Source organism: Pseudomonas sp. PL-6, assembly GCF_054110165.1.
Genome location: NZ_CM134189.1, coordinates 3,956,223 through 3,979,976, shown reverse-complemented (window position 1 = coordinate 3,979,976; position 23,754 = coordinate 3,956,223). Strand labels below are relative to the sequence as shown.

General features: G+C 68.8%; 23 protein-coding genes. 12 read left to right on the top strand and 11 right to left on the bottom strand.

The window, feature by feature from the left end:
- Positions 1 to 10: 10 nt before the first annotated feature.
- Complete coding sequence (locus tag ACW9UL_RS17155) at positions 11 to 1,117, bottom strand: ABC transporter ATP-binding protein (protein ID WP_457787756.1); 1,107 nt, start codon at positions 1,115 to 1,117, stop codon at positions 11 to 13.
- Positions 1,114 to 2,034 carry an ornithine carbamoyltransferase gene (gene argF, locus ACW9UL_RS17150; protein ID WP_397498348.1) on the bottom strand — a complete coding sequence of 307 codons (921 nt, stop codon included), beginning with the start codon at positions 2,032 to 2,034 and terminating at the stop codon, positions 1,114 to 1,116. Before argF ends, ACW9UL_RS17155 begins: the two co-directional genes overlap by 4 nt.
- Before the next feature lie 336 nt (positions 2,035 to 2,370).
- Between argF and ACW9UL_RS17145 the strand changes: the two genes are divergently transcribed.
- The 3 genes from ACW9UL_RS17145 to grxD all read left to right on the top strand — a co-directional run bounded on the left by ACW9UL_RS17145 (position 2,371) and on the right by grxD (position 5,483).
- Positions 2,371 to 2,802 carry a hypothetical protein gene (locus tag ACW9UL_RS17145; protein WP_021445192.1) on the top strand — a complete coding sequence of 144 codons (432 nt, stop codon included), beginning with the start codon at positions 2,371 to 2,373 and terminating at the stop codon, positions 2,800 to 2,802.
- A gap of 145 nt (positions 2,803 to 2,947) precedes the next feature.
- A complete protein-coding gene (locus ACW9UL_RS17140; RefSeq protein WP_457787755.1) occupies positions 2,948 to 5,056 on the top strand; it encodes a molybdopterin oxidoreductase family protein in 2,109 nt (702 codons plus the stop codon).
- 100 nt (positions 5,057 to 5,156) lie between these two features.
- Entirely contained in the window at positions 5,157 to 5,483 is a 327-nt protein-coding gene (gene grxD / locus ACW9UL_RS17135; RefSeq protein ID WP_457787754.1) for a Grx4 family monothiol glutaredoxin, read from the top strand.
- A 70-nt stretch (positions 5,484 to 5,553) separates the two neighbouring features.
- Here the strand turns inward: grxD and ACW9UL_RS17130 are convergent, their stop codons facing one another.
- The 3 genes from ACW9UL_RS17130 to ACW9UL_RS17120 are packed head-to-tail and all read right to left on the bottom strand — an operon-like array spanning position 5,554 to position 8,664.
- Complete coding sequence (locus ACW9UL_RS17130; RefSeq protein WP_021445190.1) at positions 5,554 to 5,892, bottom strand: YdbL family probable chaperone protein; 339 nt, start codon at positions 5,890 to 5,892, stop codon at positions 5,554 to 5,556.
- 11 nt (positions 5,893 to 5,903) lie between these two features.
- Positions 5,904 to 6,095 carry a YnbE family lipoprotein gene (locus tag ACW9UL_RS17125; protein ID WP_021445189.1) on the bottom strand — a complete coding sequence of 64 codons (192 nt, stop codon included), beginning with the start codon at positions 6,093 to 6,095 and terminating at the stop codon, positions 5,904 to 5,906.
- A gap of 4 nt (positions 6,096 to 6,099) precedes the next feature.
- On the bottom strand, positions 6,100 to 8,664 hold the full coding sequence (locus ACW9UL_RS17120) for an intermembrane phospholipid transport YdbH family protein (RefSeq protein WP_457787753.1): 2,565 nt from the start codon (positions 8,662 to 8,664) through the stop codon (positions 6,100 to 6,102).
- 131 nt (positions 8,665 to 8,795) lie between these two features.
- On the opposite strand from ACW9UL_RS17120, the gene ACW9UL_RS17115 reads away from it, so the two are divergent.
- The 4 genes from ACW9UL_RS17115 (at position 8,796) to ACW9UL_RS17100 (ending at position 12,527) form a co-directional block, all read left to right on the top strand.
- A complete protein-coding gene (locus ACW9UL_RS17115; RefSeq protein WP_021445017.1) occupies positions 8,796 to 9,167 on the top strand; it encodes an XRE family transcriptional regulator in 372 nt (123 codons plus the stop codon).
- A 286-nt stretch (positions 9,168 to 9,453) separates the two neighbouring features.
- Complete coding sequence (locus ACW9UL_RS17110; RefSeq protein WP_457787752.1) at positions 9,454 to 10,206, top strand: RES family NAD+ phosphorylase; 753 nt, start codon at positions 9,454 to 9,456, stop codon at positions 10,204 to 10,206.
- Positions 10,207 to 10,646: 440 nt separating this feature from the next.
- Positions 10,647 to 11,000, top strand: a complete 354-nt coding sequence (locus ACW9UL_RS17105; RefSeq protein ID WP_305955998.1) for a tetratricopeptide repeat protein — start codon at positions 10,647 to 10,649, stop codon at positions 10,998 to 11,000.
- Between the two features lie 165 nt (positions 11,001 to 11,165).
- Positions 11,166 to 12,527 (top strand): DNA recombination protein RmuC, encoded by a 1,362-nt coding sequence (locus ACW9UL_RS17100; RefSeq protein ID WP_457790981.1) that lies wholly within the window; start codon positions 11,166 to 11,168, stop codon positions 12,525 to 12,527.
- 78 nt (positions 12,528 to 12,605) lie between these two features.
- Here ACW9UL_RS17100 and ACW9UL_RS17095 read toward each other — a convergent pair whose 3' ends face one another.
- The gene (locus ACW9UL_RS17095) at positions 12,606 to 13,532 is read right to left on the bottom strand and encodes an alpha/beta fold hydrolase (RefSeq protein ID WP_457787751.1); all 927 of its coding nucleotides are present in this window, start codon (positions 13,530 to 13,532) and stop codon (positions 12,606 to 12,608) included.
- A gap of 293 nt (positions 13,533 to 13,825) precedes the next feature.
- Here ACW9UL_RS17095 and ACW9UL_RS17090 point away from each other — a divergent pair, with 293 nt between their 5' ends.
- Positions 13,826 to 14,638, top strand: a complete 813-nt coding sequence (locus ACW9UL_RS17090) for a MerR family transcriptional regulator (protein WP_457787750.1) — start codon at positions 13,826 to 13,828, stop codon at positions 14,636 to 14,638.
- Positions 14,639 to 14,652: 14 nt separating this feature from the next.
- Here ACW9UL_RS17090 and ACW9UL_RS17085 read toward each other — a convergent pair whose 3' ends face one another.
- Together ACW9UL_RS17085 and ACW9UL_RS17080 are read right to left on the bottom strand one after the other, a co-directional pair.
- Positions 14,653 to 15,906: an MgtC/SapB family protein gene (locus ACW9UL_RS17085; RefSeq protein WP_122108765.1), complete on the bottom strand. Its 1,254-nt coding sequence runs from the start codon at positions 15,904 to 15,906 to the stop codon at positions 14,653 to 14,655.
- 175 nt (positions 15,907 to 16,081) lie between these two features.
- Positions 16,082 to 19,564, bottom strand: a complete 3,483-nt coding sequence (locus tag ACW9UL_RS17080; protein WP_457787749.1) for a hybrid sensor histidine kinase/response regulator — start codon at positions 19,562 to 19,564, stop codon at positions 16,082 to 16,084.
- A 191-nt stretch (positions 19,565 to 19,755) separates the two neighbouring features.
- On the opposite strand from ACW9UL_RS17080, the gene ACW9UL_RS17075 reads away from it, so the two are divergent.
- The 4 genes from ACW9UL_RS17075 (at position 19,756) to ACW9UL_RS17060 (ending at position 22,315) form a co-directional block, all read left to right on the top strand.
- The gene (locus ACW9UL_RS17075) at positions 19,756 to 20,325 is read left to right on the top strand and encodes a GNAT family N-acetyltransferase (protein WP_021444174.1); all 570 of its coding nucleotides are present in this window, start codon (positions 19,756 to 19,758) and stop codon (positions 20,323 to 20,325) included.
- Positions 20,326 to 20,328: 3 nt separating this feature from the next.
- On the top strand, positions 20,329 to 21,165 hold the full coding sequence (locus ACW9UL_RS17070; protein ID WP_457787748.1) for an AraC family transcriptional regulator: 837 nt from the start codon (positions 20,329 to 20,331) through the stop codon (positions 21,163 to 21,165).
- A gap of 110 nt (positions 21,166 to 21,275) precedes the next feature.
- Complete coding sequence (locus ACW9UL_RS17065) at positions 21,276 to 21,986, top strand: AzlC family ABC transporter permease (protein WP_457787747.1); 711 nt, start codon at positions 21,276 to 21,278, stop codon at positions 21,984 to 21,986.
- A complete protein-coding gene (locus tag ACW9UL_RS17060) occupies positions 21,986 to 22,315 on the top strand; it encodes a branched-chain amino acid transport AzlD family protein (RefSeq protein WP_457787746.1) in 330 nt (109 codons plus the stop codon). The genes ACW9UL_RS17065 and ACW9UL_RS17060 overlap by 1 nt, the downstream gene beginning before the upstream one ends.
- A 9-nt stretch (positions 22,316 to 22,324) precedes the next feature.
- On the opposite strand, the gene ACW9UL_RS17055 is transcribed toward ACW9UL_RS17060, so the two are convergent.
- From ACW9UL_RS17055 to ACW9UL_RS17045, 3 genes are all read right to left on the bottom strand, one after another.
- Entirely contained in the window at positions 22,325 to 22,912 is a 588-nt protein-coding gene (locus ACW9UL_RS17055) for a putative glycolipid-binding domain-containing protein (RefSeq protein ID WP_021444040.1), read from the bottom strand.
- A 156-nt stretch (positions 22,913 to 23,068) separates the two neighbouring features.
- Complete coding sequence (locus ACW9UL_RS17050; protein ID WP_021444041.1) at positions 23,069 to 23,410, bottom strand: HopJ type III effector protein; 342 nt, start codon at positions 23,408 to 23,410, stop codon at positions 23,069 to 23,071.
- Positions 23,407 to 23,700, bottom strand: a complete 294-nt coding sequence (locus ACW9UL_RS17045; RefSeq protein WP_021444042.1) for a DUF1244 domain-containing protein — start codon at positions 23,698 to 23,700, stop codon at positions 23,407 to 23,409. Before ACW9UL_RS17045 ends, ACW9UL_RS17050 begins: the two co-directional genes overlap by 4 nt.
- Between the last annotated feature and the right edge of the window lie 54 nt (positions 23,701 to 23,754).

Here is a 23,754-nt window from a genome sequence, read left to right as displayed (position 1 = left end):
GTTGCCGGGATCAGTTGCTGCTGACCCGGCGCACGCCGCCCGACTCGCCCAGCGGCACATGGGCCGCCACGCTGCCCAGGGCCGGGAAGGCCACCAGGTGGTCGGCGGCGACGCGGATGCCCACTTCGTCGCCCGGCAGGTGGTCGGCGTGGCTGGGGAAGATCGACTCCAGCTGGCTGCCGGTGGCCAGTTGCAGGCGGTAGAGGGTGGCGGCGCCGAGGAAGGTCTTGCCGACGATACGTGCCGTAAGTGAACTCTGCGGGTCCGGCACTATATCGTCGGGACGCAGCAGCACGTCCACCGCGCTGCCGCTGGGCCAGGTGTAGGCGCGGTTGCCGCGTATGGCGCCGAGTTCGGTCTGCACCGTGTCCGGGCCGAGCAGCTGGCCGCGGATGAAATAGCCCTGGCCGATAAAGCTGGCGACGAAGGGCGTCGACGGCTCGTGATAGAGGTTGAAGGGGGTGTCCCACTGTTCCAGGCGGCCCTTGTTGAACACGCCGACCTGGTCGCTGACGGCGAAGGCTTCCTCCTGATCGTGGGTAACCAGAATGGCGCTGGTGCCGCGCGCCTTGAGAATCTCGCGCACCTCATGGCTGAGGCGCCGGCGCAGCTCGCCGTCGAGGTTGGAGAAGGGCTCGTCGAGCAGCAGCAGCTGCGGCTCCGGCGCCAGGGCGCGGGCCAGGGCCACGCGCTGCTGCTGGCCGCCGGACAGCTCATGGGGGTAGCGCTTGGCCAGGTGGCCGAGCTTGACCAGCTCCAGCAGCTCGGCGGTGACGCGTTCGGCGCCCTCCTGCTGGCGGATGCCAAAGGCGACGTTGTCTGCCACGCTCAGGTGGGGGAACAGCGCGTAGTCCTGGAACACCATGCCGATGCGGCGCTTCTCCGGCGCCAGGGTGAAGCCGGCGCGGGAAATCACCGTGCCGGCCAGTTCGATCTCGCCGTCGAGCACCGGCTCGAAACCGGCGATGGCGCGCAGGGTGGTGGTCTTGCCGCAACCCGAGGGGCCGAGCAGGCAACCGATGTCGCCGGGGTTCAGGTGCAGGTCCAGGTCCTGCACCACCTTGTGCGCGTGGTAGCCGCAGTTCAGCCCGCGCAGTTGCAGCAGTGGCTCGCTCATGCGTGGTGGTACGCCGGTTCGACCAGCAGTTCCAGCAGCGCCTTCTGCGCGTGCAGGCGGTTCTCCGCCTGATCCCAGGCCACCGAGCGCGGGTCGTCGAGCAGATCCTCGCTGATCTCCTCGCCGCGGTGTGCCGGCAGGCAATGCATAAACAGCACGTCCTTGGCCGCCAGGTCGAGCAGCTCGCGGCTGACCTGGTACGGCTTGAAACGCTGCAGGCGCAGCTGCGCTTCGTCCTCCTGGCCCATCGAGGCCCACACGTCGGTACTCACCAGATGGGCGCCGGCCACCGCCTCGCGCGGGTCGCGCAGCACCTGTACGCGCTCGCCGGCCAGGGCGAGGAAGCGCGCGTCCGGCTCGTAGCCCTCGGGGCAGGCGACTTTCAGCTGGAAGTCGAACTGCATGGCCGCCTCGATGTAGGAGTTGCACATGTTGTTGCCATCGCCGATCCAGGCCACGGTCTTGCCGGCGATGCTGCCGCGGTGCTCGAGGAAGGTCTGCATGTCGGCCAGCAGCTGACAGGGGTGCAGGTCGTCGGACAGGCCGTTGATCACCGGCACCCTGGACTTGGCGGCGAACTCGGTGAGGTTGCTGTGGGCGAAGGTGCGGATCATCACCGCATCGAGCATGCTCGACATGACGATGGCGGCGTCGCCGATCGGCTCGCCGCGGCCCAGTTGGGTATCACGCGGCGAGAGGAAGATGGCCTGGCCGCCGAGCTGGATCATGCCGGCCTCGAACGACAGGCGGGTGCGGGTCGAGGCCTTCTCGAAGATCATGCCCAGCACGCGGTTCTTCAACGGCTCGAACAGCACGCCGCGATTGCGCAGGTCCTTCAGCTCGATGCCGCGGCGGATCAGCCCCACCAGTTCGTCCGGTGTGTAATCCATCATCGAGAGAAAGTGTCTGGCGCTCATCGTTAACTACCTTTTTCACTACAGGTCGCAAGCCCGCGTCGGCGACAAAAACCGGGAAAACAGCGAGGCTTGCGGCAGGAGGCCGCAGGGTGCGACGAAACAGGGGGAAGGCGCGATCTTATAAGGAAATGACGAGAAGGCGCAAATTGCCCGCCTGGCCATGACAAAGGGCTGTTTTGTAAGCCTTTTCCCAAAGCTGCGTGCGAGATGTCACAAAACTGACATCCCTGCTTGCGCCGCTCTGCGACGCGCTCCTAGGATGCCGCCGCCTTTCCTAGGCAATGCATTGCCCCCGCAATGGGGTACCCATGGAATATATGTGCAAAGGAGTTTTGCATGAAACACGTAGCCTACGCCGCCGCTTTCTCCGCCCTCGCCCTGCTGACTGGCTGTGCCAGCCAGAACGTCAGCCAGCCGGCCGTTCCGCTGAACGGTACCGTCAAGACTAACCTGCAGGCCGACGTGAAAGTGGGCGAGCCCATCTCCGGTCAATCTTCGGTGAACATCCTGTTTGGTGTGTTCAAGCTGGGTGGCGATACCCAGTTCGCCGACGGCGTGACCTACGGTGGTGGCGAGGGTGGTTTCGCCCTGGGTCTCGACCCGGTGGCTTCCGCCAAGTCCGCAGCTGCCTACAAGGCAGTCAAGGCCTCGGGTGCCGACGTGATCGTCGCCCCGCGTTACGAAGTGAACGTTGAGGATTACTTCGTGTACAAGACCGTCAACGTCAGCGTGACCGGCCACAAGGGCACCGTGACCGCCATCCGTTGATCCGGATAGTCGCGACCCTGAATCGGCAGGCATGATGCCTGCCGATTCATGAGACGAACGCTGCTGGCGTCGTCCTCTTGCCCGGCCCATAGTTCGAAGTCTGCGACCTGACCGGTCGTCTCGCATCAGAACAAGAGGCCAGGCCATGACCAAGTCCCTCCATTACCGTGCATGCCACCTGTGCGAAGCCATCTGCGGCCTCGCCATCGAAACCGAAGCGCAGCCTGACGGCAGCACGCAGATCCGCTCGATCAAGGGCGACGCCCAGGACAGCTTCAGCCGCGGCCATATCTGCCCCAAGGCGGTGGCGCTGCAGGACATCCAGAACGACCCCGACCGCATCCGCCAGCCCATGCGCCGCATCGGCGAGCAGTGGCAGGCCATCGCCTGGGACGAGGCGTTCGAGCTGGTCGCCGAACGCCTCAGCGCGATCCGCGCGGAGCACGGGCAGAACGCCGTGGCCGTGTACCAGGGCAACCCCAGCGTGCACAACTACGGGCTGATGACCCACAGCAATTACTTCCTCGGCCTGCTGAAGACGCGCAACCGTTATTCGGCCACCTCGGTCGACCAGCTGCCGCACCACCTGACCAGCCACCTGATGTACGGTCACGGCCTGCTGATCCCGATTCCGGACATCGACCACACCGACTTCATGCTGATCCTCGGCGGCAACCCGCTGGCCTCCAACGGCAGCATCATGACCGTGCCGGACGTGGAGAAGCGCCTGAAGGCCATCCAGGCCCGCGGCGGCAAGCTGGTGGTGGTCGACCCGCGGCGCAGCGAGACCGCCGCCATCGCCGACCAGCACCTGTTCGTGCGTCCCGGTGGCGACGCGGCGCTGCTGCTGGGGTTGCTCAATACCCTGTTCGAGGAAGGCCTGACCCGCGCCAGCCACTTGCCGGTGGAGGGGCTGGAGTCCGTGCGCGCGGCCATTGCCGAATTTACCGCCGAGGCCATGAGCGAGCGTTGCGGCGTGCCGGCCGCAGCCATTCGCCAGCTGGCGCGGGATTTCGCCGCCGCCGACAAGGCGGTGTGCTACGGGCGCATGGGCGTCTCCACCCAGGCCTTCGGTACCCTCTGCCAGTGGCTGGTGCAACTGATCAACCTGGTCACCGGTAACCTCGACCGGGTCGGCGGCGTGCTCTGCACCACGCCGGCGGTGGACCTGGTGGCGAGCACCTCTGGCGGGCATTTCAACCGCTGGCAGAGCCGCGTGTCCGGCCTGCCGGAATACGGCGGCGAGCTGCCGGTCTCGGCTCTGGCCGAGGAGATGCTCACCCCCGGCGAGGGGCAGATCCGCGCGCTGGTCACCGTGGCCGGCAATCCGGTGCTGTCCACGCCCAACGGCCGCCAGCTGGAGCAGGCGCTGGACGGTCTGGAGTTCATGCTCTCGGTGGACTTCTACATCAACGAAACCACCCGCCATGCCGACCTGATCCTGCCGCCCACCGCGCCGCTGGAGCACGACCACTACGACACCACCTTCAACGTCTTCGCCGTGCGCAATGTCACCCGCTTTAACGAGGCGATCCTGGCCAAGCCGGACGGCGCGCTGCACGACTGGGAAATCTTCGTCGGCCTGGCCAAGGCCTTTGCTGCGCGCAACGCTCTGGAACTGAAACCGACCATGGCCCCCGAGCAGATGATCGACATGGGCCTGCGCTTCGGCCCCTATGGCGATCGCAGCGAGCGCAAGCTCAGTCTGGCCGCATTGCGCGATCATCCGCACGGGCTCGACCTGGGACCGCTGCAGGCGAACCTGGCAGAGCGGCTGAAGACCGCATCGAAAGCCATCGAGGCCGCCCCCGAACTGCTGCTGGGCGATCTCGCGCGCTTCGCCGCGCAGCTACCGCCAGCGGCGGACCAGCTGCTGCTGATCGGCCGCCGCCACGTGCGCAGCAACAATTCCTGGATGCACAACTACCACCGCCTGGTGAAGGGCAAGCCGCGTCATCAGTTGCTGATGAATCCGGCGGATCTGGCCAGTCGTGGTTTGGCCGATGGCCAGCGCGTGCGGGTGCGCTCGCGGGTCGGCAGCATCGAGGTGGAGGTGGCCGCCAGCGACGAGATGATGGCCGGCGTGGTCAGCCTGCCGCACGGTTGGGGCCATGCCCGCCCCGGCGTGCAGATGGCGATTGCCCGTGAGCAGCCGGGCGCCAGCGCCAACGACCTGACCGACGAACGCCAGCTCGATGCGCTGTCCGGCAACGCCGCGCTCAATGGCGTGCCGGTGGAGGTGGTGGCCGCGTAGCCCGGATGCCGTGGCAAGGCCGAGCATTGCGCTCGGCTTTTCGCTACAATCGCGCCACCGTGCCGACCGAGGGGTCGGGAAGTCTACGCTGAGGTGCCCCATGGATATCATCGAAACCATCAAAGAGCAGATCGCCAACAACACCGTTCTGCTGTACATGAAAGGCTCGCCCAACGCGCCGCAGTGCGGCTTCTCCGCCCGCGCCGCGCAGGTGGTGATGGGCTGCGGCGAGAAGTTCGCCTACGTCGACATCCTGCAGAATCCGGACATCCGCGCCAACCTGCCGAAGTACGCCAACTGGCCGACCTTCCCGCAGCTGTGGGTGGCCGGCGAGCTGGTCGGCGGCAGCGACATCCTCACCGAGATGTACGAGAAGGGCGAGCTGCAGACCCTGATCAAGGATGCCGTGAGCAAGGCCGGCGCCTGATCGCTGCGCTTGCAAACGAAAGAACCCGCCTCGGCGGGTTCTTTGCTTTTGGGCTCCGGCTGGGCTGTGGCTACTTCTTCAGCCACTGCCCGTTCAACTGGATGAACTGCCCCTGGGGCGTGCGGTCGATGGCCTTCTTGCCGGCGATGGCTTCCACATCGGAGAGGGCGATGCCGTTGTCTTTGGCCACCTTCTGGTACTCGGCGCGGCGCGCCTGGTTGATCAGGCGGGCGATCTCCTCGGCCTGGCCGTCCGGCTTGACCACGCCGAGGTAGCCGTTGGGCTGCTCGCCCAGCTGGCCGCTGGCCTTGGCGGCGCCGAGGGCGCTCATGGCCTGGTTGAGGTTCAGCGCATAGGCCGGCAGGCTCAGGCAGAGCGCCAGCAGCAGGGTCGAAATATGGCGAATCATCGGGCTTCTCCTTAGAACAGGCCGCTGTCTTCGTTGAAAACGTTGTCCAGGGCCTTGTCCACCTTGATGTAGATCTCGTGTTCGACCTTGACGTTGAGGTTGATATTGATCGGCTCGTTGGGCATGGCCAGTTGTACCGTCGGGGTACAGGCCAGGCACAGCAGGCCCAGGCTCAGGACTGCGAGGAAGCGGCACAGGCGCATGGCGCTACTCCTTGGTTTCTTGGGGGACACGCTGGCGCATCCGTTGCTGGATCCGTTGCTGGATGATCTCGCTCACCTTGGCGGTCAGTTGCAGGCTGGCCAGCAGGGTGGGGATGTCCTCTTCCAGGTTGATGTTGAAGTGGATCGGCCGGCCCTGCTCGATGGCCGGGTTGCGTCCCTGCAGGCGCATGCCCAGCCTGAGTGTGCCGGACTGATCATAGTCGAGGCTACTGCCTAGCAGGTCGTAGTGGAAGTCTTCCAGGGCGTCGGTGACCAGTTTCATCCCCGGGTTGGCCTGGCCCATGGCGCGGATGCGCGGTGAGTGAAAGCGCAGGCGGCCGCCGGGTGCGCGCGCCTCGATCAGACCCTGCTCGACGCTGGGGCCGCCGTCGCCCAGGCGCAGGGGGATCAGGCCGTCGAGCAGGCCGCTGCCTTCCAGGCCCTCGGCCGGGTAGACGCGAAACAGCTGCTGCAGGTCCAGGCCGCTCAGGCGCAGCGGCAGCACCTGGCTGGGGCTGTCCAGCCGCCATTGGTGCGGCGCCAGGCTCAGGCTGCCGCCGAGTATGCCGAGCTCGGCGCGCTGCTGGCTCAGCACGCCGGCCAGCGGTCGGGCCAGCGTCGCCTGGTAGCGGGCCTGCAGCTGCAGGGGACCGAGGGCGATGCCGGGATCGATCTGTCGCGCGCTCAACTGCGGCAGGTGCAGGTCCAGGTGCTCGCCCTCGAGCGTCAGGCGCAGCTCGCCGTCGAGGCCGGCGAAGCTGCTGCGGTCGTAGATGCCGCTCAGCCCCCGGGCGTTGAGGCTCAGCTGCGCCTGCAGCGGCTGACCCGGCGGCAGGCGCAGCTGCGCCTCACCCTGCAGGCGGCCGTTGTCCAGCGACAACAGCGGCGGCCAGTCGGCGAGGAGCTGCGGCAGCGGGTTGCCGGCGCGCAGGAACAGTTCTTCGAGCGTCGCCGCGGTGCGCAGCTCGCCCGCGGCGTCACGCTCCAATTGCAGGGCCAGGCCCAACCCGGCGTCGCCCAGCAGGCTGCCGGCGAGGTGCTGGCGCTCGCCCGTGGCCTGCAGCTGGCCCTGCCATTGCCAGCCTTGCGCCTGCAACCAGGGGTGCTGCAGGCGTTGCGTGCGCAGCGTCAGCGGGCCTTCGAGCTGCGGCGTCTGGGGCGTGCCGTGCAGGCGCAGGGTGCCCAGCTCGGCGCCCAGCTGCTGCAGTTCGAGCTCGCCGCTGCGCAGGCGCCGGAGCGCGATTCGCGAGCCTTCGCCAAGGGTGAAGTCCAGGCGCTGGGCATCGGCCAGGCCGCTTAGCCGCAACCGCAGCTGCAGGTCGTCGAGCCGGTTGCCGGCCAGGCGGGCCTGGGTGGCGTCGGCATCGAGGCGCAGGTGCGCCAGGGTCAGCGCCCAGTCCTTCTGCAGCTGCAGCTCGATATCGGCCTCGCCCTGCAGGCGCAGCGGTCCCTGGCCCTGCAGTTGCGCGTGCAGGGCCAGGCCGTCGGACGTGCTGGTGGGCGTCGCGCGCGGGGCGATCTGCAGGCGCAGCTGCTGCGGGCGCAGTCCGTCGGGCAGCGCCGTCAGCCAGGGCGCTCCCTGGGGATCGAGCAGCAGGTCGGCGTGCAGTTCGCGGGCCTGCCAGCGGCCGGCGGCGTTATGCAGATCCACCGCCAGCTCGCCGCTGACCAGGCCCAGCGCAGGCAGCGGCCAGGGGTGTTGCAGCAGGGCATCGAGACGCAGCCAGCCCGGCGCGGCGAGCAGGTCGTCCAGTTGCCAGGGGCCGGGCGCCAGTTGCACCTGCCACTGCGCGGCGAGGCGCGCCTGCTGCGGGGTGGCCGGCAGCGCTGTGGGCATGCTCAGCAGCCACTGGCTCAGCCAGTCGCCGAACCAGGCCACCTCGCCCAGTTGCGGCATGCTCAGCCGGCCGCTCCAGCGCGTGGCGTCGGCCTGCCTCTGCAGCTGACTGTGCAGTTGCAGCTGGGCCTGGTCGTCCAGCCGCAGCTCGGCCTGCAGCTGCAGCGGGACGTCGCGCGCCGGCATCTGCAGCTCGGCCTGCAGTTCGGCGCGGTGCGCGTCGTGCAGCAGCCGGCTATGCAGCTGCAGGCCGGCGCTGCGTACCTGCACGCTGGCATCGCCGCGCAGCGTGCAGCGGCCGCTGGCGCAGGGCAGTTGCGCTTGCACCGCCTGCAGTTCGAGGCGTCGCGGCAGCCAGGGCAGGGCGGCGTCGAGTCGCGCGAGCAGGGCCTGCAGGTCGCCGGTCGGCGCTGCGGTTGCGTCCGCCGGGCCCGGCTGCCACTCCAGTTGCAGATCCTGCAGGCGCAGGCGGTAGCGCGGCGCCTCGCTGGCCAGCCAGTCCAGCTGCAACTGGCCGGCGTGCAGTTGCAGGCCGGCGGCGGCGCCGCCCTGCTGCAGGCTGAAGCCGTCCAGGCGCAGGCCGCGCGGCGACAGGCTCAGTGCCTGCCAGTCGAGGGTGATGCCCTGTTCGCTCAGCAGGCGCTGGACGCGGTAGCCGGCGTAGCTGCCAAGAATCAGCAGCACGCCCAGTACGCCGGCGCAGGTGCCCAGCCAGAAGCGCCGGCGGCCCATGCTCTCTCCTTGCTCGGTGTCTGCCGGGACGGTACCCCAATGCCCGGGCGAGTGCCAAGCCGTTGTAGGTGTTGCTGTGCATTTGCAGCTTTTACTATTACTATTGATACAAACACACGGAGGAATGCGCGATGAGTGCAGTGACTCGCAGCCTGCCCGACGCCGATGCGGTGCTGGCCAAGGCCCTGCTCAATACCCGTGAACAGCTGGGGCTGACCCAGCAGGAGCTGGCCGATATCGTCGGCGTGCACCGCAGTGCGGTCAGCCGCTGGAACGAGCAGGGCGGCCTGCGTCCGCAGAGCAAGACCGGCGAGCTGGCGCTGCTGTTGATCCGCGTCTACCGCGCGCTGTTCGCCCTGTTCGGCGGCAATCAGCAGGACATGCGCCACTTTCTGCGCACCGAGAACCGCCACCTGGCCGGCGTGCCGCTGCAGCAGATGAGCCAGGTGCAGGGCCTGGTGCGGGTGGTGGAGTACTTGGACGCCATCCGCGGCAAGGTCTGAGAACCTTTTCACGACCTGCTGCGCGTCGGTTAAACGGTGTTGAAAACGGTCTCGACAAGCCGCTTGCGGCTAACGCGCTTCAGCGCGGCCCGAAGGGCGAGTGCAACGAGTAATGCTCATTTACATGCGTAAACTCCGCTTGATTCGCTGCGCTCACCCTGCGGGTCAGCCTTCGGCTGTTACTCCGCTACGCTACGTTTCTCGGCCGTTTTCGCCACCGTTTACCTCTAGCTCGCAAGCTCGTAAACAGGTTCTAGGCACGACATAAACCAGGGAGGGCGATGGCATGGATATCTGGCACAGCTGCGACGGCGCTCGGCAGATCCGTCCGTTGCGCGGCAAGCTGCTGCGCATGGTGGAGAGCCAGGTGCAGGTGGCGACCCTGCAGCTGGTGGACAACCTGGCCGAGCAGGCGCTGCTCGAAGAACTGCTGGAAAGCAGCAAGCCGCCGCTGCCGAGTGCGGCCGAGCCGCTGCATTACCTGCTGAAGACGCCGTTTCGCTACCCGCCGCTGCGCTGGGGCTCGCGTTTTGGCGGCGTGCACGAGCCGAGTCTGTTCTATGCCGCGCAGCGTCTGGAGACGGCCATGGCCGAGGCCGCCTACTACCGCTTCGTGCTGTGGCACGGCATGGCCAGCCCGCCGCCCAGCGGGCGCATCCTCTCCGAGCATTCCACCTTCGAGGCGCGTTACCGGGTCGAGCGCGGCATCCAGCTGCAGCGCCCGTCGTTCAGCGAGCATCAGCGCCTGCTCGCTCATCCCAGCGACTACCGGGCGACCCAGCAGCTGGGCGCGGTGATGCGCGCGGCCGGGGTACAGGCCTTCGAGTACCGTTCGGCGCGTTGCCCGGACGGTGGCAGCAATGTCGCGCTCTATGCGCCGCAGGCCTTCGCCGAGACGCGTCCGCGCAACCTGACGCCCTGGCTGTGCGAAACCACCGCTGCGTACGTGGCGTTCAAGCATGCCCAGGCCCCGGACCAGCCGCGACTGTTTCGCTGGGAGCAGTTCTTGGTGCAGGGACGGCTGCCGCAACCGGCCTGAAACCCTGCGCCAAGCGCCTGGCGATGCCCCGAAACAGAGCGTTGCGCGGTTATGCCGCAGCGAGTTGTGCACATTGATGAAGCAGCCTGTCACGTCACTGTCAGAATCGCCGGTAACCGCTTGATTTTCCGCGCTTGATTTTTAAGTCAATGAAAAATATGCAATTTTTTCGTTGGTGAAAAAATCGACAGTTTGTCTGCGAGGCCCATGGCATCGGGCCTGAGGCGCCTTTCGCCCAAGTTGTGCACGGAGTTATCCACAGCTTCTGTGGATTGTCCCAAGCGCTTGCTCTAGAACGCCGCTCGGCGTTTTTGCCAAGGCTTTACCTTGGCGAAAAAAGGAGTAGAGTGGCGCGCCCTTGCCCCAGCCCCCCCAGTCTTATGTCCCGCGCTTTATCCGCCACGTCCCTCGATACGGTTCCCGTCAGTTCGCGCCTGCCCATGCGCGTCGCCCTCTGGCTACTCGACAGTCCGCGCCTGGGCCATGCCCACAGCGTCAAGCGTTTGGCCGGCAACCTGCTCAAGCAGCCGGCGCGCAAGGGTTGCGTGCAGGCGCAAAGCCGCCTGGGCCAGTTGCTCTGCCGCGACTGCGGCAACCCGCGCGACCGCCGAATCGGCTTCGAACTGCTGCGCCAGGCCGCCCGCGCCGGCGACCGCCGCGCCCAGCTGGAGCTCGGGCGGCTGTGCAGCCAGCCGGGTGCCGGCGAGCCGCAGCAGGCCCGTCACTGGCTGGAGCAGGCCGCGGCCCAGGGTTCCCACGAGGCCAAGCGCCTGCTCGCACGCCTGCCGCGCTGACCCTGGTTGCACCGCTGGTTATACTGCCCGGCGGTTCCACAGGGAGTGTCTATGTCTTTCGATCCGTTATCCCTCGCGCTCGGGTTCGCCGCTGCGCTGCTGCCCCTGCTGGCCGGGCTGTGGGCCTGGCAGCGGCGTCTGGCGCGCGCCGAGCGCGAGCAGGCGCTGCTGCAGGAGCGTCTGGAGCATACCCAGCTGACCCAGGCCGGGCTGACCGCTCAGCTCGACGACTGCCGCGCCGAGCTGGCCGAGGTCAGCGAGATCAAGGTCGAGCAGCAGAGCGAACTGGCCGGCCTGCGCCGCGAGAACGAATTGCTCCAGCAGGAGCGACAGATCGCCCGCGAGGCGGCGCAGAGCTGGAACCAGCAGCGTGAGCGCAACGAGGCCGAGCTGCGCCGGCTGACCGCCGAGTGCGCGGCGCTGAGCGCCGAGCTGCAGGAACAGCGGGACAACCAGCAGCAGCGCCTGGACGACCTGCAGGGCGCGCGCGACGAGTTGCGCGCACAGTTCGCCGAGCTGGCGACGAAGATCTTCGACGAGCGCGAGCAGCGCTTCGCCGAGAGCAGCCAGCAGCGCCTCGGCCAGTTGCTCGACCCGCTCAAGGAGCGCATCCAGGCGTTCGAGAAACGCGTCGACGAGAGCTACCAGCAGGAGGCGCGCGAGCGTTTTTCCCTGGGCAAGGAGCTGGAGCGCCTGCAGCAGCTCAACCAGCGCCTGGGCGACGAGGCGACCAACCTGACCCGCGCGCTCAAGGGCCAGAAGACCCAGGGCAACTGGGGCGAGCTGGTGCTGGAGCGGGTGCTGGAGCATGCCGGCCTGGAGAAGGGCCGCGAATACCAGACCCAGGTCAGCCTCAAGGGCGCCGGCGGCGAGCGCTTCCAGCCCGACGTGCTGATTCGCCTGCCGGGCGACAAGCAGGTGATAGTCGACGCCAAGGTCAGCCTTAGCGCCTATCAGCAATATGTCGCCGCCGACGACGAGGTGATCCGTCAGCAGGCGCTCAAGCAGCACCTGGTGTCGCTGCGCAGCCACCTCAAGGGCCTGTCCGGCAAGGACTATCAGCGCCTGGAAGGCCTGCACAGCCTGGATTTCGTCCTGCTCTTCGTGCCCATCGAGGCGGCCTTCGCCGCGGCGTTGCAGGCCGAGCCGAATCTGTTCCAGGAGGCCTTCGAGCAGCAGGTGGTGATCGTCAGCCCGACCACCCTGCTGGCCACCCTGCGCGTCATCGACAGCCTCTGGCGCCAGGAGCGCCAGGGCCAGAACGCCCGCGAGATCGCCGAGCGCGCCGGCCAGCTGTACGACAAGTTCGTCGCCTTTATCGCCGATCTGGACGAGATGGGCAGCCGCCTGCAGCAGCTGGACAAGGCCTACGCCGGCGCGCGCAACAAGCTGGTGGAGGGGCGCGGCAACCTGATCGGTCGCGCGGAGAACCTCAAGCTGCTCGGCGCCCGCGCCAGCAAGAGTCTGCCTACCGAGCTGCTGGAGCGCGCCGCCGACCTGCCGGCGCTGGACGAGCTGGGCGAGTAGCCGGCGGCGAGGCGATAGGTTACGGCCGCAGGGCGCGCCGCGGCCTTGCTTCTTCGCGCTGCGTCGGCCGCCAGCGGCCTATCTCGAGACGCCCTGAGCGCTCTCCAGCCGGCCGACATGTTCGCGCAGCCAGTTGGCCAGCGCGCTCGGCTCGGCCAGCAGCTGCCAGTGGCCGCCGCGCACCTCGCGGCGGGTCAGCAGCGGCGCCCAGTGCGCCAGGTCGTCGAACAGCTGCGGGCGGACGAAGCGGTCGCCCAGCGGCACTATCAGTTGCACCGGCACCCGGGTGCGGCGTGCGCGCGGGCACAGCAGGCTGCGGATGAAATTGGCGCGGTACAGCTGCACGCCGCGCATGCCGTCGCCGCGCTGGCTGCTGCTCGGCGGCAGACCGCGCACCCCTTCGAGGCGGCGCAGCAGCCAGGGCCAGGCGCGATCCAGGCCCAGGCGCCAAGTCAGCTCCGGCAGCCACGGGGTATGGAAGAAGGCGACATACCAGGAGCTGAGCAGCTGCCTGAGCGCCTGCACCAGCGCCTGCGGGCGGCGCAGGCTGAGGCGCTCGCGCAGCCAGTGGCCGACGTGGTCCAGGCAGGGCCCGGAGATGCTGGTGTAGGAGGCCAGCAGCGGCTGGATGCGCGGCTCAGTGACCGCCTCCCAGCTCTGGATCGAGCCCCAGTCGTGGGCCACCAGATGCACCGGGCGCTGCGGGCTGACGGCGCGGATCACCGCTTCCAGGTCGTTCGCCAGCCGGTCCAGGCGGTAGTCGCGCAGGCGCCGCGGCACCTGCGAGGCGCCATGGCCTCGCACGTCGTAGGCGACGATGCGGTATTCGGCGGCCAGCTCGCGCACCAGCGGCAGCCAGATCTCGTGGTTGTCCGGGTAGCCGTGCACCAGCAGCAGGGTCGGGCCGTCGGCCCGGCCCCACGCATAGGTTTGCAGGCGCACGCCGTCGCCCTGGACCTCCAGGCGCTGCGCTGGCGGCTCGTGACGGGGCCGCGGCGCGTTCATGGGGCGAATCCGGCGGGGATGGAAGAGGCGGGCATGGCAGGCTCCGGCAAGTGACGGTTACATTGCTCGATGTCATCGTCATTGTTCAGCGCCGCTGCGCGCTTGCCTAGCCGATCCGGCGCCTGGCAGGTGGCCGCGTTACGGCGTTACCGAGCGCCTTGCAGCCGCTCTAGATCAGGGGTTATAGCGCCTGGCGCGACTTTGCCGCGGGAGCCGGGCAGGGCAAGTCCAGCCCTTGGTTGGGGGCGCCGGCGCGGTTGTTGGCGGGCGAAGCGCGCGGCTATGATCGCGCCATGACCCAAGCCTCCCTGTTCTTCCAGCGCCTGCTCGGCAGCGCCGCCCCCATGGCCACGGCGGCAGTCGCCGAATACACGGTCGACGAGCTGGCCCAGGCGGCGCAGACCACCGTGCGCAACGTGCGCGCCTATCAGGATCGCGGCCTGCTGCCGCCGCCCGAGCGGCGCGGGCGAGTCGGCATCTACAGCGGCGAGCACCTGGCGCGGCTGCAACTGATCGGCCAGTTGCTCGAGCGCGGCTACAGCATCGCCAGCATTCGCGAGCTGTTCGAGGCCTGGGCTCAGGGCCGCGACCTGGCCCACGTGCTGGGCCTGGAGCAGGCCATCCGCGGCCCGGGCGAGCCCGAGCAGCCCGGGCGCCTGGAGTTCGCCGAGCTGCAGGCGATCTTCGGCGCGGATCTGGATGACGTGGTGATCGACCGCGCCCAGGCCCTCGGCCTGCTGCAGTTCGCCGGCGATCACCTGGCGGTGCCCAGCCCGCGGCTGCTGGCCGCCGGGATCGAGTTGTACCGCGCCGGCATCCCGCTGCCGGCGCTGCTGGGCGAGCTGGAGTCGATTCGCGGCCACGTCGAGCAGGTCGCCACCGGCATCGTGCAGATGATCGTCGGCCACCTGGTCAACCCGCTGCTGCAGACCTCGCTGCCGCATGCCGACCAGCTGGAGCCGCTCAGCGCCCAGCTGCTGCAGCTGCGCCCGCTGGTCGAGCAGGTGGTGGAAGCGGAGCTGGCGCGCGGCCTGCCGGTGGCCGCCAACCGCGAGCTGAGCGAGCGGGTGCATCGCCTGTTGCAGGGGTTCTTGCAGCGCCCCTGAGCGGCGTCCGGTGCTCAGAACAGCAGCAGCGCCGCGCCGACCAGCAAGCCGCCGAGCATCACCGGCGCCGTGCGCAGCGCCAGCTGGCGGCCGCCGATCAGGGCGATCAGGCCGGCCTTGACCAGGCTGTTGCTCAGCGCGGCGAGGAAGATGCCGCGTACCGCCACCTGTTGGTCGAGGTCCAGCTGCGCGCTGCGCGCCAGCGACAGGGTGATGGCGTCGACGTCGGCCAGGCCCGAGACCAGCGCCACCAGATACACCCCGGCATCGCCCAGCCAGCGCCGCGCGCCTTCGACCAGAAACAGGATCAGCAGCAGCAGGGCGGCGAAGCGCAGCGCCGGGCCCAGCTCGAAGGGGTTCTTCAGCGGCGGCTCGCCGCTTTCGTCCGACTCGCGTCCGGCCAGGCGGTAGAACGCCAGGGCGCCGCCGCTGTAGACCAGCGCGGCGGCGGTCAGCGGCCAGAACAGCTGCGCCAGCAGCGCCGGATTGATCAGCCCGACCTCCAGCAGCACTCGCGGGAACATCAGCGCCGAGGTGGCCAGCAGGCCGCAGGCCAGCAGCGCCTGCAGGCGGCGTTCGCCGTGCAGGCGGGCGAGGGTGAGGGTCATCGCCGTGGACGAGACGATGCCGCCGAGCAGGGCGGTGATCAGCAGGCCGTGGCGGGTGCCGACCAGGCGGATCGCCACGTAGGCGGCGAAGCCGATGGCGGCGATCAGTACCACCATCCACCAGATCACGTAGGGGTTGAACGCCTGCCAGGGACCGTAGCCCTGGTTCGGCAGCGCCGGCAGCAGCACCAGGGAGATGAACAGCAGCTTCAGCGCGCCGAGCACTTCGCCCTCGCTGAGGCGGCGCAGGGCGCCGTGCAGCGCCTGTTTCAGCCCCAGCAGCAAGGCCACCGCCACCGCGCCGGCGGCGGCCAGCGGCGCCTGGTCGGCGACGGCCAGGCTGCCGAGGAGGAAAGTGATCAGCAGCGCCATCTCGCTGGTCAGGCCGCGGTCGCCCAGCTGCAGCAGGTCGCCGGCATAGGCGGTCAGCACCAGGGCGGCGAAACCGAGGAAGATCGCCGCCCAGGCGAGCACGCCGAAGCGCTCGCCGAGCAGCAGGGCGAAGCCGCCGAGCAGGCCGACCAGGCCGTAGGTGCGAATGCCCGCGGCCAGGCGGGTGTCGTCGCCATGGCGTTCCTGCCAGCCGCGCTCGGCGCCGATCAGCAGACCGGCGGCCAGGGCGCTGGCGAAATTCAGCAGGGTCTGCAGCTCGTCGGGCATGGCGCGTCCTTGGGCGGGGGATGCTGGCAGTCTAGTCGGCAGGCGCCGGCGGGTATTGCGGCAGATCAGTTGGCCCGGACAAGCCCGAGGCAGCCCGGATGCCGCCGGGGCAGGCACTCCCCGGATGGCATCCGCGCCGCGCGCGGAAGTCGCTTCACAGCGGCGAATCGCGCGCTTAGCCGCGCAGGCTCAGATGACGGCTGAGCAGGGCGCGCAGGGCGGCCGGCTTGACCGGCTTGGGCAAGTAGTCGAGGCCGGCGGCATGCACCTCGGCCACCAGCTCCGGGCGGCCGTCGGCGCTGATCACCACGCCGGGCACCGGCTCGCCCAGGCGCGTACGCAGCCAGGCCATCAGCTCGGTGCCGGTCTCGCCCTCGTCGAGGTGGTAGTCGATCAGCGCCAGTTGCGGGCGCACGTCCTCGCTCAGCAGGTGCTCGCATTCCAGGCGGTTGCGCGCGGTCCACACCTGGCAGCCCCAGCGCGACAGCAGGCTGTGCATGCCGGTGAGAATGCTGTCCTCGTTGTCGATGCACAGCACCTGGGTGCCCTGCAGCGGCTGGCCGTTGACCTCGCTGCCGACCGCCGCCTTGGGCCTGGCCGCCGGCTGGCGCGCCAGCGGCACGCTGACGCTGAACACGCTGCCCTTGCCCGGCCAGGAACGCACTTCCAGGCGGTGGTCGAGCACCCGGCACAGGCCGTCGGCGATCGCCAGGCCCAGACCCAGGCCCTTCTCGGCGCGGGTCTGGTGGCTGTCCAGGCGCTTGAACTCCTCGAATATCACCTTGCGCTTGTCCTCGGGGATGCCGGCGCCGCGGTCCCACACCTCCAGGCGCAGATGCTGGCCCTCGCGGCGCACGCCGAGCACCACGCGGCCCTTGGCGTAGCGGAAGGCGTTGGTCAGGAAGTTCTGCAGGATGCGCCGCAGCAGCTTGCTGTCGCTGTCGATCCACTGGCGGCTGCCGCGCACGCGCAGGTCGATGCCCTGTTCGGCGGCCAGCACGCCGAACTCGGCGGCGAGGGTGTCGAACAGGCTGGCCAGGGCGAAGGGGTGGCGGTCCGGGGCGATGCGGCCGTTCTCCAGGCGCGAGATGTCCAGCAGGTCGGTGATCAGGTCTTCGGCCGAGCGCAGCGCGCTGTCCAGGTGGCGCACCAGTTCCTGCGCCTCGTGCGGCAGCGCCTCGTCCTGGTGGGCCAGCGCCGCGGAGAACAGCCGCGCGGCGTTGAGCGGCTGCATCAGGTCGTGGCTGACCGCGGCGAGAAAGCGCGTCTTCGACTGGTTGGCGGCCTCGGCGTGGGCCTTGGCCTCGGTCAGCGCCTGGTTGAGCTTGGACAGCTCCTGGGTACGCTCGGCGACGCGCCGCTCCAGGCTCTCGTTGGCTTCCTTGAGCGCCCGCTCGGCCTCGCGGAATTCGGTGATGTCGGTGAAGCTCATGACGAAGCCGCCGCCGGGCATGGGGTTGCCGATCAGCTCGATCACCCGGCCGTTGGGGAACACCCGCTCGTAGCTGTGCGCGGTGCCCTGGCGCATCCAGTACAGGCGCTTGGCCACGTTCTCCTCGACGTCGCCGCCGCCGAGCATGCCGCGTTCGGCGTTGAAGCGGATGATTTCGGCAATCGGTCGGCCGACGTAGATCAACCCCTCGGGGTAGTCGAACAGCTCCAGGTAGCGGTGGTTCCAGGCCACCAGGCGCAGGTTCTGGTCGACCACGCTGATGCCCTGGGTGATGTTCTCGATCGCCCCCTGCAGCAGGGCGCGATTGAACTGCAGCACCTCGGACGCCTCGTCGACGATGCGCACCACGTCCTCGACCTGCATCTCGCGGCCTTCGATGGCCGCCTTGACCACCGCGCGGGTGCTGGAGGCGCCGAGCACGCCGGCCAGCAGGCGTTCGGTGTGGGCGATCCATTCGCTGTTGGCCGGCTGGTTGGCCTCGAACGGCTTGCCCTGGCGCTCGGCGAAGCGCACGAAGCTCTGCCGCGCGCGTTCCTCGCCGACGAAGCGGCTGGCCAGCAGCAGCAGGTCCTCGACCTGCACCGCCAGCAGGCTGCGGTTGCTCGGTTTGGTGCCCAGGTCATGGCCGATGAAGCGCCCGGCCTGCCAGTGCTCCGACACCCGCGTGCGGGAGAACCAGGAGACCCAGGCGAACAGCAGCAGGTTGCCGGCCAGCGACAGCACCACGCCGCGGGTCAGCGGGTCGACCTGCAGACCGATGGGCGCGTAGAGCAGGGTGCTCAGCCCGGGGAAGCTGGCCAGCGACCAGCCCATGCCGCGCGCCGCCAGCGGCAGCACCAGGGTGTAGAACCACAGCAGGGCGCCGAAGATCAGCCCGGCGAACACGCCGCGGCGGTTGGCCTGTTTCCACACCAGGGCGCCGAACATGGCCGGCGCCAGCTGGCCGATGGCGGCGAACGACACCTGGCCGATGGTGGCCAGGCTGGCGCCCTCGCCGAGCAGGCGGTAGCAGACGTAGGCCAGCAGCAGGATCAGCACGATGCTGACCCGGCGCGCGGTGAGCATCCAGTGGCGGAAGGCCTCGAACGGCCGCTCGGTGCTCTGTCGGCGCAGCAGCCAGGGCAGCAGCATGTCGTTGGAGATCATGGTCGACAAGGCGACGGACGCGACTATCACCATGCCGGTGGCAGCGCTGGCGCCGCCGATGAAGGCCAGCACCGCCAGACCCGGATGGGCCTCGGCCAGCGGCAGGCTGATGACGAAGGAGTCCGGGGTGATGCCGGCCGGCAGCAGCATCTGCCCGGCCAGGGCGATGGGCACCACGAACAGTGCGGCCAGCACCAGGTAGGCGGGGAACACCCAGCGCGCCAGGCGCAGGTCCTTGGGTTCGATGTTCTCCACCACGGTGACGTGGAACTGCCGCGGCAGGCAGACGATGGCGATCATCGCCATGCCGGTCTGCACCAGCAGCGCCGGCCAGTTCACCGCCTCGTTCCAGAAAGCCTCCAGTTCGGCGGTGTTGTGCGCCTGATCGAGCAGGTCGTTGAAACCGTTGTACAGGCCGAAGGTGACGAAGGCGCCGACGGCGAGGAAGGCCAGCAGCTTGACCAGCGACTCGAAGGCGATCGCCAGCACCATGCCGCGGTGGTGCTCGGTGACGTCGAGGTTGCGCGTGCCGAACAGGATGGTGAACAGCGCCAGCGCCAGCGACACGATCAGCGCAGTGTCCTGGGCGCTGGTGCCGGTATCCAGCGCGTGCTCGCCGATCAGCAGGTTGACGCCGAGGACGATGCCCTTGAGCTGCAGGGCGATATAGGGCAGCACGCCGACCAGGCAGATCAGCGCCACCACCACGGCGAGCGACTGCGACTTGCCGTAACGGGCGGCGATAAAGTCGGCGATCGAGGTGATGTTCTCCTGCTTGCTGATCATCACCATCTTCTGCAGCACCCAGGGCATGCTCAGCAGCAGGATGATCGGCCCCAGATAGATCGGCAGGAACGACCACAGCTGCTCGGCGGCCTGGCCGACCGCGCCGAAGAAGGTCCAGCTGGTGCAATACACCGCCAGCGACAGCGAGTAGACCCAGGCGCGCACCTTCGGCGGCATGGGCGTGCTGCGCCGGTCGCCATAGAAGGCGATGGCGAAGAGGATGGCCATGTAGATCAGGGCGACCGCGGCGATCAGCCCGGGGGACAGCGACATGCGGACTCCGGAACGCAGGAGAGAACGGAACGCCGGCACGGCCGGCGGCGATAAGCAGCAGTGTTGCACCAAAGCCCGCGCGCGTCAGTTGCGACCAAGGTCGCAGCGAGCGGGGCAGCGCAGGCCAATTGTGCCGCAGGCGCGCGCCTGATAGCGTGATCGGCTTGCGAGGCTGTCCGAGGAGGGACCCTATGTTCAAGCCGCAACTGGTGACTCTGCAACGCGGCGCCCTGCGCCTGGAGCCGCTGGCCGACGCCGATATCCCGGCGCTGGTGGCGCTGGCCGAGGCCAATCGCGACGAGCTGCTGTACATGAGCGGCACCCAGCGCCTGGACTGGTATCGCAGCGCCCTGAGCGATCTGCGCGAGTTGCGCGCCCTGCCGTTCGTCATCCGCCTCGGCGAGCAGCTGGTCGGCACCACCCGCTTCGGCGACTTCATGAACAACCTGCCGGCCTGCGAGATCGGCTGGACCTGGCTCGACCGCGGCCAGCACGGCAGCGGGCTGAATACCAGCATCAAGTACCTGATGCTCAAGCATGCCTTCGACAACTGGGGCATGGTCCGCGTGCAACTGAAGACCGCCGCCAGCAACCTGCGCTCGCAGCGCGCCATCGAGAAGCTCGGCGCCGTGCGCGAGGGGCTGCTGCGTAACCACCGGCGCCTGGCCGACGGCCGCCTCGACGACACCGTGCTGTACAGCATCACCGATCAGGAGTGGCCGCAGGTGCGCGAGAAGCTGGAGGCGCGCTTCGGCGCCTGAGCCATGCAGCCATTGGCGGGAGGCGAACGCGCGCGGTTCAGCGCCAGCGACGATCTGCACGGGCTGGAGCTGCTGTCCGCGCGCTTCATCGAGCACCGTTTCGCCCCGCACGTCCACGACGGCCATGTGATCGCCGTGCTCGAAGCCGGCGCCGAGCGCTATCGCTATCGCGGCGTCGACCACCTGGCGGGCGCCGGCAGCATCGCCTTGCTCAATCCGGACGAGGTGCACACCGGTTCCAAGGGCGTCGAGCAGGGCTGGCAGTACCGGGTGTTCTACCCGCAGCCCGGCACCTTCGAGGTGCTGCTGGCCGAACTCGAGCAGCCGCCGGCTGCGCCGCCGATGTTCCACGACAGCGTGCACCATGATCCGGTCCTGGCGTCGCGGTTGAGCGCACTGCACCGCTTGCTGGAGGATCCGCACAGCGAGGCGCTGCAGCGTCAGACCCTGTGGCGCGAGGCGATGCTCGAGCTGCTGCAGCGTTATGCGCGCCAGCCGGCGCCGCGTGGCGTCGGCCAGGAACCGCGGGCGGTGGCGCTGGCCAAGGAACTGCTGGCCAGCCAGCTGAGCGAGCCGCCGTCGCTGGAGGCGCTGGCGGCGGCGGTCAATCTGTCGCCCTTTCACTTCGCCCGGGTGTTTCGCCGCGCCACCGGCCTGCCGCCGCATGCCTGGCTCAAGCAGCGCCGCCTGGAGCAGGCGCGCGCCCTGCTCAAGAGCGGCTGCAGCGCGGCCGGCGTCGCCGCGCAACTGGGCTTCGCCGACCAGAGCCATCTGACGCGGCAGTTCAAACAGGCCTATGGCGTGGGGCCGGGCGAATACCGCAGGGCCCGTCGCCAGTAAATCCGCGAGATCGGCCCAGACTCGCTGCGCACGGCGCACCCTGGCGGCGCAAGATCGTTCAAGAACCTGCTCGCGGGCGCCGGTTAGACTGAGCGGCCCAAGGAGGTTCCATGTCCCGTCATCTCGAATTCACCCAGGGCGCCCGCGACATGCTGCCGATGCTGCTCGGCGCCATGCCCTTCGGCATCATCTTCGGCAGCCTGGCCGGCGCCGCCGGGCTCAGCCCCTGGCAGACCCTGGGCATGTCGGCGCTGGTGTTCGCCGGTTCGGCGCAATTCATCGCCGTCAGCCTGCTGGCCGGCGGCGCCGGCATGGCGGTGGTGCTGCTCACCACCTTCGTGGTCAACCTGCGCCATGCCCTGTACAGCGCCAGCCTGCAGCCCTACGTGCGTCACCTGCCCAAGCGCTGGCGCATGCCGCTGGCCTTCTGGCTGACCGACGAGGCCTATGCGGTGGTGCTGCAGCGCTACGCCCGCGGCGACAGCGCGCCGTATCGGCACTGGTACTTTCTCGGCGCCGCGCTGGCGATGTACGGCAACTGGCTGCTGTGCACCCTGATCGGCGTGCTGTTCGGCCAGGCGGTGCCGAATATCGGCGACTGGGGGCTGGATTTCGCCATGCTGGCGACCTTTATCGGCATCGTCGTGCCGATGCTCAGGAGCCAGCCGCAGATGGCGGCGGCGCTGGTCGCCGCGGCGGTGGCGCTGGCCTGTCATGCGCTGCCCTACAAGCTCGGGCTGATGGCCGCGGCGGCCAGCGGCATTGTGGTCGGGGTGTGGCTGGAGCGGCGCGAGCCGGACTTGCAGGAGGAACTGGTGTGATGGATATCTGGTTGCTGATCCTGGGCATGCTGGCGATCACCTTCGCCACCCGCTACAGCCTATTCGCCTTTCCCGACCTGCGTTTCCCGCCGCTGGTGCGCCAGGGCCTGCATTACGTGCCGACGGCGGTGCTGAGCGCCATCGTGGTGCCCGGCATGCTGCTGCCGGACGGCACGCACTGGGCGCCGAGCCTGGACAACGCCTACCTGCTCGCCGGCCTGGCGACCATCGCCATCGCCGTCTTCACCCGCCACCTGCTGGCGACCATCGGCGGCGGCCTGCTGGTGTTCTTCCTGCTGCGCTGGGCGTTCGGGCAGTTGCCGATCTAGCGCTACGCGCTAGACCAGGGTGCTGATCTTCAGCCCGCGCTGGCTCATGCGCAGGTACTGCTCGCTGGCCTTGAGCAGCAGGGCCTGGTCGTCCACCGTCAACTCGCAGCTCGGCTTGCCCTCGGCCTGGCTGCGGTAGAGGTTTTGCCCCGGGCGGCGCTGCAGGCACTGGTAGTGCTGGCGGCGCGGCTCGATCCGCAAGCTGAGCAGGTCGACGTAGGCCACCTGGACCTCATCGCTCTGCCCGGTTTCCAGGGCGCAGCGTTGCAGCAGCGGGGTGTGGGTGAAGGGCGAGGCGGACAGCATGACGTGCTGGCAGCCCTGCAGATCGGGGCGCGGCTCGCCGTTGTGCAGCCAGTTGCCGCGGAGATCGCGTTGCAGGCAGAGCTTGCGCGGGCCGTGGTTGTCCACCTTGAGCCAGAGGCGGCGAAAGCGCCAGCGCGGGTCGCAGTCGAGCAGGTAGCTGGCGACTATGCTGTCGCCCCTGAGGCTCTGCATCAGGTGGCTGCTGGCGTGGATGCCGGCCTCGTCCTGACTCAGGCGCAGGGTCTCCACGCCGGGGTTGCTCCAGGGTTTCCATACCAGGGTTTGCTGCATCGGGCGACTCCATGCCGTGTACGCACCACGGGAAGTGCCGCACGGATCGCGCCGAGCCCCTTCCCTGGTGACTCTCATGGCGCGCAGGATAAGCGCTTGGTTTTGTGATGTCTGTCAGCTTTTGCCGACAGTTGCGCAAATTGTTGCGCGGCTGGATCAGTCCTGGCGGCGCAGCGGTGCCTGCTCGAACCGTACGCCATCCAGGCCGTGGGCCATCAGCGCGCGGATATTGCCGTGGTCGCTGCCGTCCGGGGTGGCCAGCACGCTGCGGTAGTGTTCGCCGAAGCAGCGCAGGGTTTCGTCCAGGCTGAAGCCTTCGAGCCGGGCCAGGCCGAGAGTCTTGCACGAGCCTTCGTTCTGCCCGGCGGCGTTGTCCACGCTGCCGTTGCGAAAGGCGCTGGGCTGGTAGTGGTAGTGCGCGGCGACGAAGGCCAGGGTCTCGGCGAAGGCGAAGTCGTCCTGCTGCAGGCGGCGGCGGAAGTCGGCGAGGGCGCTCATGCCTTGTTCCCCTTGTCGAAGGCGGCCTGCTGTTCGGGTGTGGCGTCCTTCTGGTACTTGGCCTTCCACTCGGCATAGGGCATGCCGTAGACCGCTTCGCGGGCCTGGTCGGGGCTCAGCTCGACGCCGAGGTCGTCGGCGGCGGCCTTGTACCACTTGGACAGACAGTTGCGGCAGAAGCCAGCCAGGTTCATCAGCTCGATGTTCTGCACGTCGGGGCGGGTGCGCAGGTGCTGCACCAGGCTGCGGAAGGCGGCGGCTTCCAGTTCGAGGCGTTCTTGCTCGGTCATCTCGGGCTCTCCGGGGCGGGCGGTGGCGGCGATGATAAGAGCCCCTCGCGGGGC

Excerpts from the sequence above, each read along its gene's own strand:
- argF (WP_397498348.1), bottom strand. The coding sequence starts at position 2,034 with ATGAGCGCCAGACACTTTCTCTCGATGATGGATTACACACCGGACGAA.
- ACW9UL_RS17125 (WP_021445189.1), bottom strand. The coding sequence starts at position 6,095 with ATGCGCCTGTGCCGCTTCCTCGCAGTCCTGAGCCTGGGCCTGCTGTGC.
- ACW9UL_RS17060 (WP_457787746.1), top strand. The coding sequence starts at position 21,986 with ATGGATATCTGGTTGCTGATCCTGGGCATGCTGGCGATCACCTTCGCC.
- ACW9UL_RS17045 (WP_021444042.1), bottom strand. The coding sequence starts at position 23,700 with ATGACCGAGCAAGAACGCCTCGAACTGGAAGCCGCCGCCTTCCGCAGC.
- ACW9UL_RS17130 (WP_021445190.1), bottom strand. The coding sequence starts at position 5,892 with ATGATTCGCCATATTTCGACCCTGCTGCTGGCGCTCTGCCTGAGCCTG.
- ACW9UL_RS17120 (WP_457787753.1), bottom strand. The coding sequence starts at position 8,664 with ATGGGCCGCCGGCGCTTCTGGCTGGGCACCTGCGCCGGCGTACTGGGC.
- ACW9UL_RS17145 (WP_021445192.1), top strand. The coding sequence starts at position 2,371 with ATGAAACACGTAGCCTACGCCGCCGCTTTCTCCGCCCTCGCCCTGCTG.
- ACW9UL_RS17070 (WP_457787748.1), top strand. The coding sequence starts at position 20,329 with ATGCAGCCATTGGCGGGAGGCGAACGCGCGCGGTTCAGCGCCAGCGAC.
- ACW9UL_RS17075 (WP_021444174.1), top strand. The coding sequence starts at position 19,756 with ATGTTCAAGCCGCAACTGGTGACTCTGCAACGCGGCGCCCTGCGCCTG.
- ACW9UL_RS17155 (WP_457787756.1), bottom strand. The coding sequence starts at position 1,117 with ATGAGCGAGCCACTGCTGCAACTGCGCGGGCTGAACTGCGGCTACCAC.
- ACW9UL_RS17050 (WP_021444041.1), bottom strand. The coding sequence starts at position 23,410 with ATGAGCGCCCTCGCCGACTTCCGCCGCCGCCTGCAGCAGGACGACTTC.
- ACW9UL_RS17065 (WP_457787747.1), top strand. The coding sequence starts at position 21,276 with ATGTCCCGTCATCTCGAATTCACCCAGGGCGCCCGCGACATGCTGCCG.
- ACW9UL_RS17090 (WP_457787750.1), top strand. The coding sequence starts at position 13,826 with ATGACCCAAGCCTCCCTGTTCTTCCAGCGCCTGCTCGGCAGCGCCGCC.
- ACW9UL_RS17080 (WP_457787749.1), bottom strand. The coding sequence starts at position 19,564 with ATGTCGCTGTCCCCCGGGCTGATCGCCGCGGTCGCCCTGATCTACATG.
- ACW9UL_RS17055 (WP_021444040.1), bottom strand. The coding sequence starts at position 22,912 with ATGCAGCAAACCCTGGTATGGAAACCCTGGAGCAACCCCGGCGTGGAG.
- ACW9UL_RS17140 (WP_457787755.1), top strand. The coding sequence starts at position 2,948 with ATGACCAAGTCCCTCCATTACCGTGCATGCCACCTGTGCGAAGCCATC.
- ACW9UL_RS17115 (WP_021445017.1), top strand. The coding sequence starts at position 8,796 with ATGAGTGCAGTGACTCGCAGCCTGCCCGACGCCGATGCGGTGCTGGCC.
- ACW9UL_RS17095 (WP_457787751.1), bottom strand. The coding sequence starts at position 13,532 with ATGAACGCGCCGCGGCCCCGTCACGAGCCGCCAGCGCAGCGCCTGGAG.
- grxD (WP_457787754.1), top strand. The coding sequence starts at position 5,157 with ATGGATATCATCGAAACCATCAAAGAGCAGATCGCCAACAACACCGTT.
- ACW9UL_RS17110 (WP_457787752.1), top strand. The coding sequence starts at position 9,454 with ATGGATATCTGGCACAGCTGCGACGGCGCTCGGCAGATCCGTCCGTTG.
- ACW9UL_RS17085 (WP_122108765.1), bottom strand. The coding sequence starts at position 15,906 with ATGCCCGACGAGCTGCAGACCCTGCTGAATTTCGCCAGCGCCCTGGCC.
- ACW9UL_RS17105 (WP_305955998.1), top strand. The coding sequence starts at position 10,647 with ATGCGCGTCGCCCTCTGGCTACTCGACAGTCCGCGCCTGGGCCATGCC.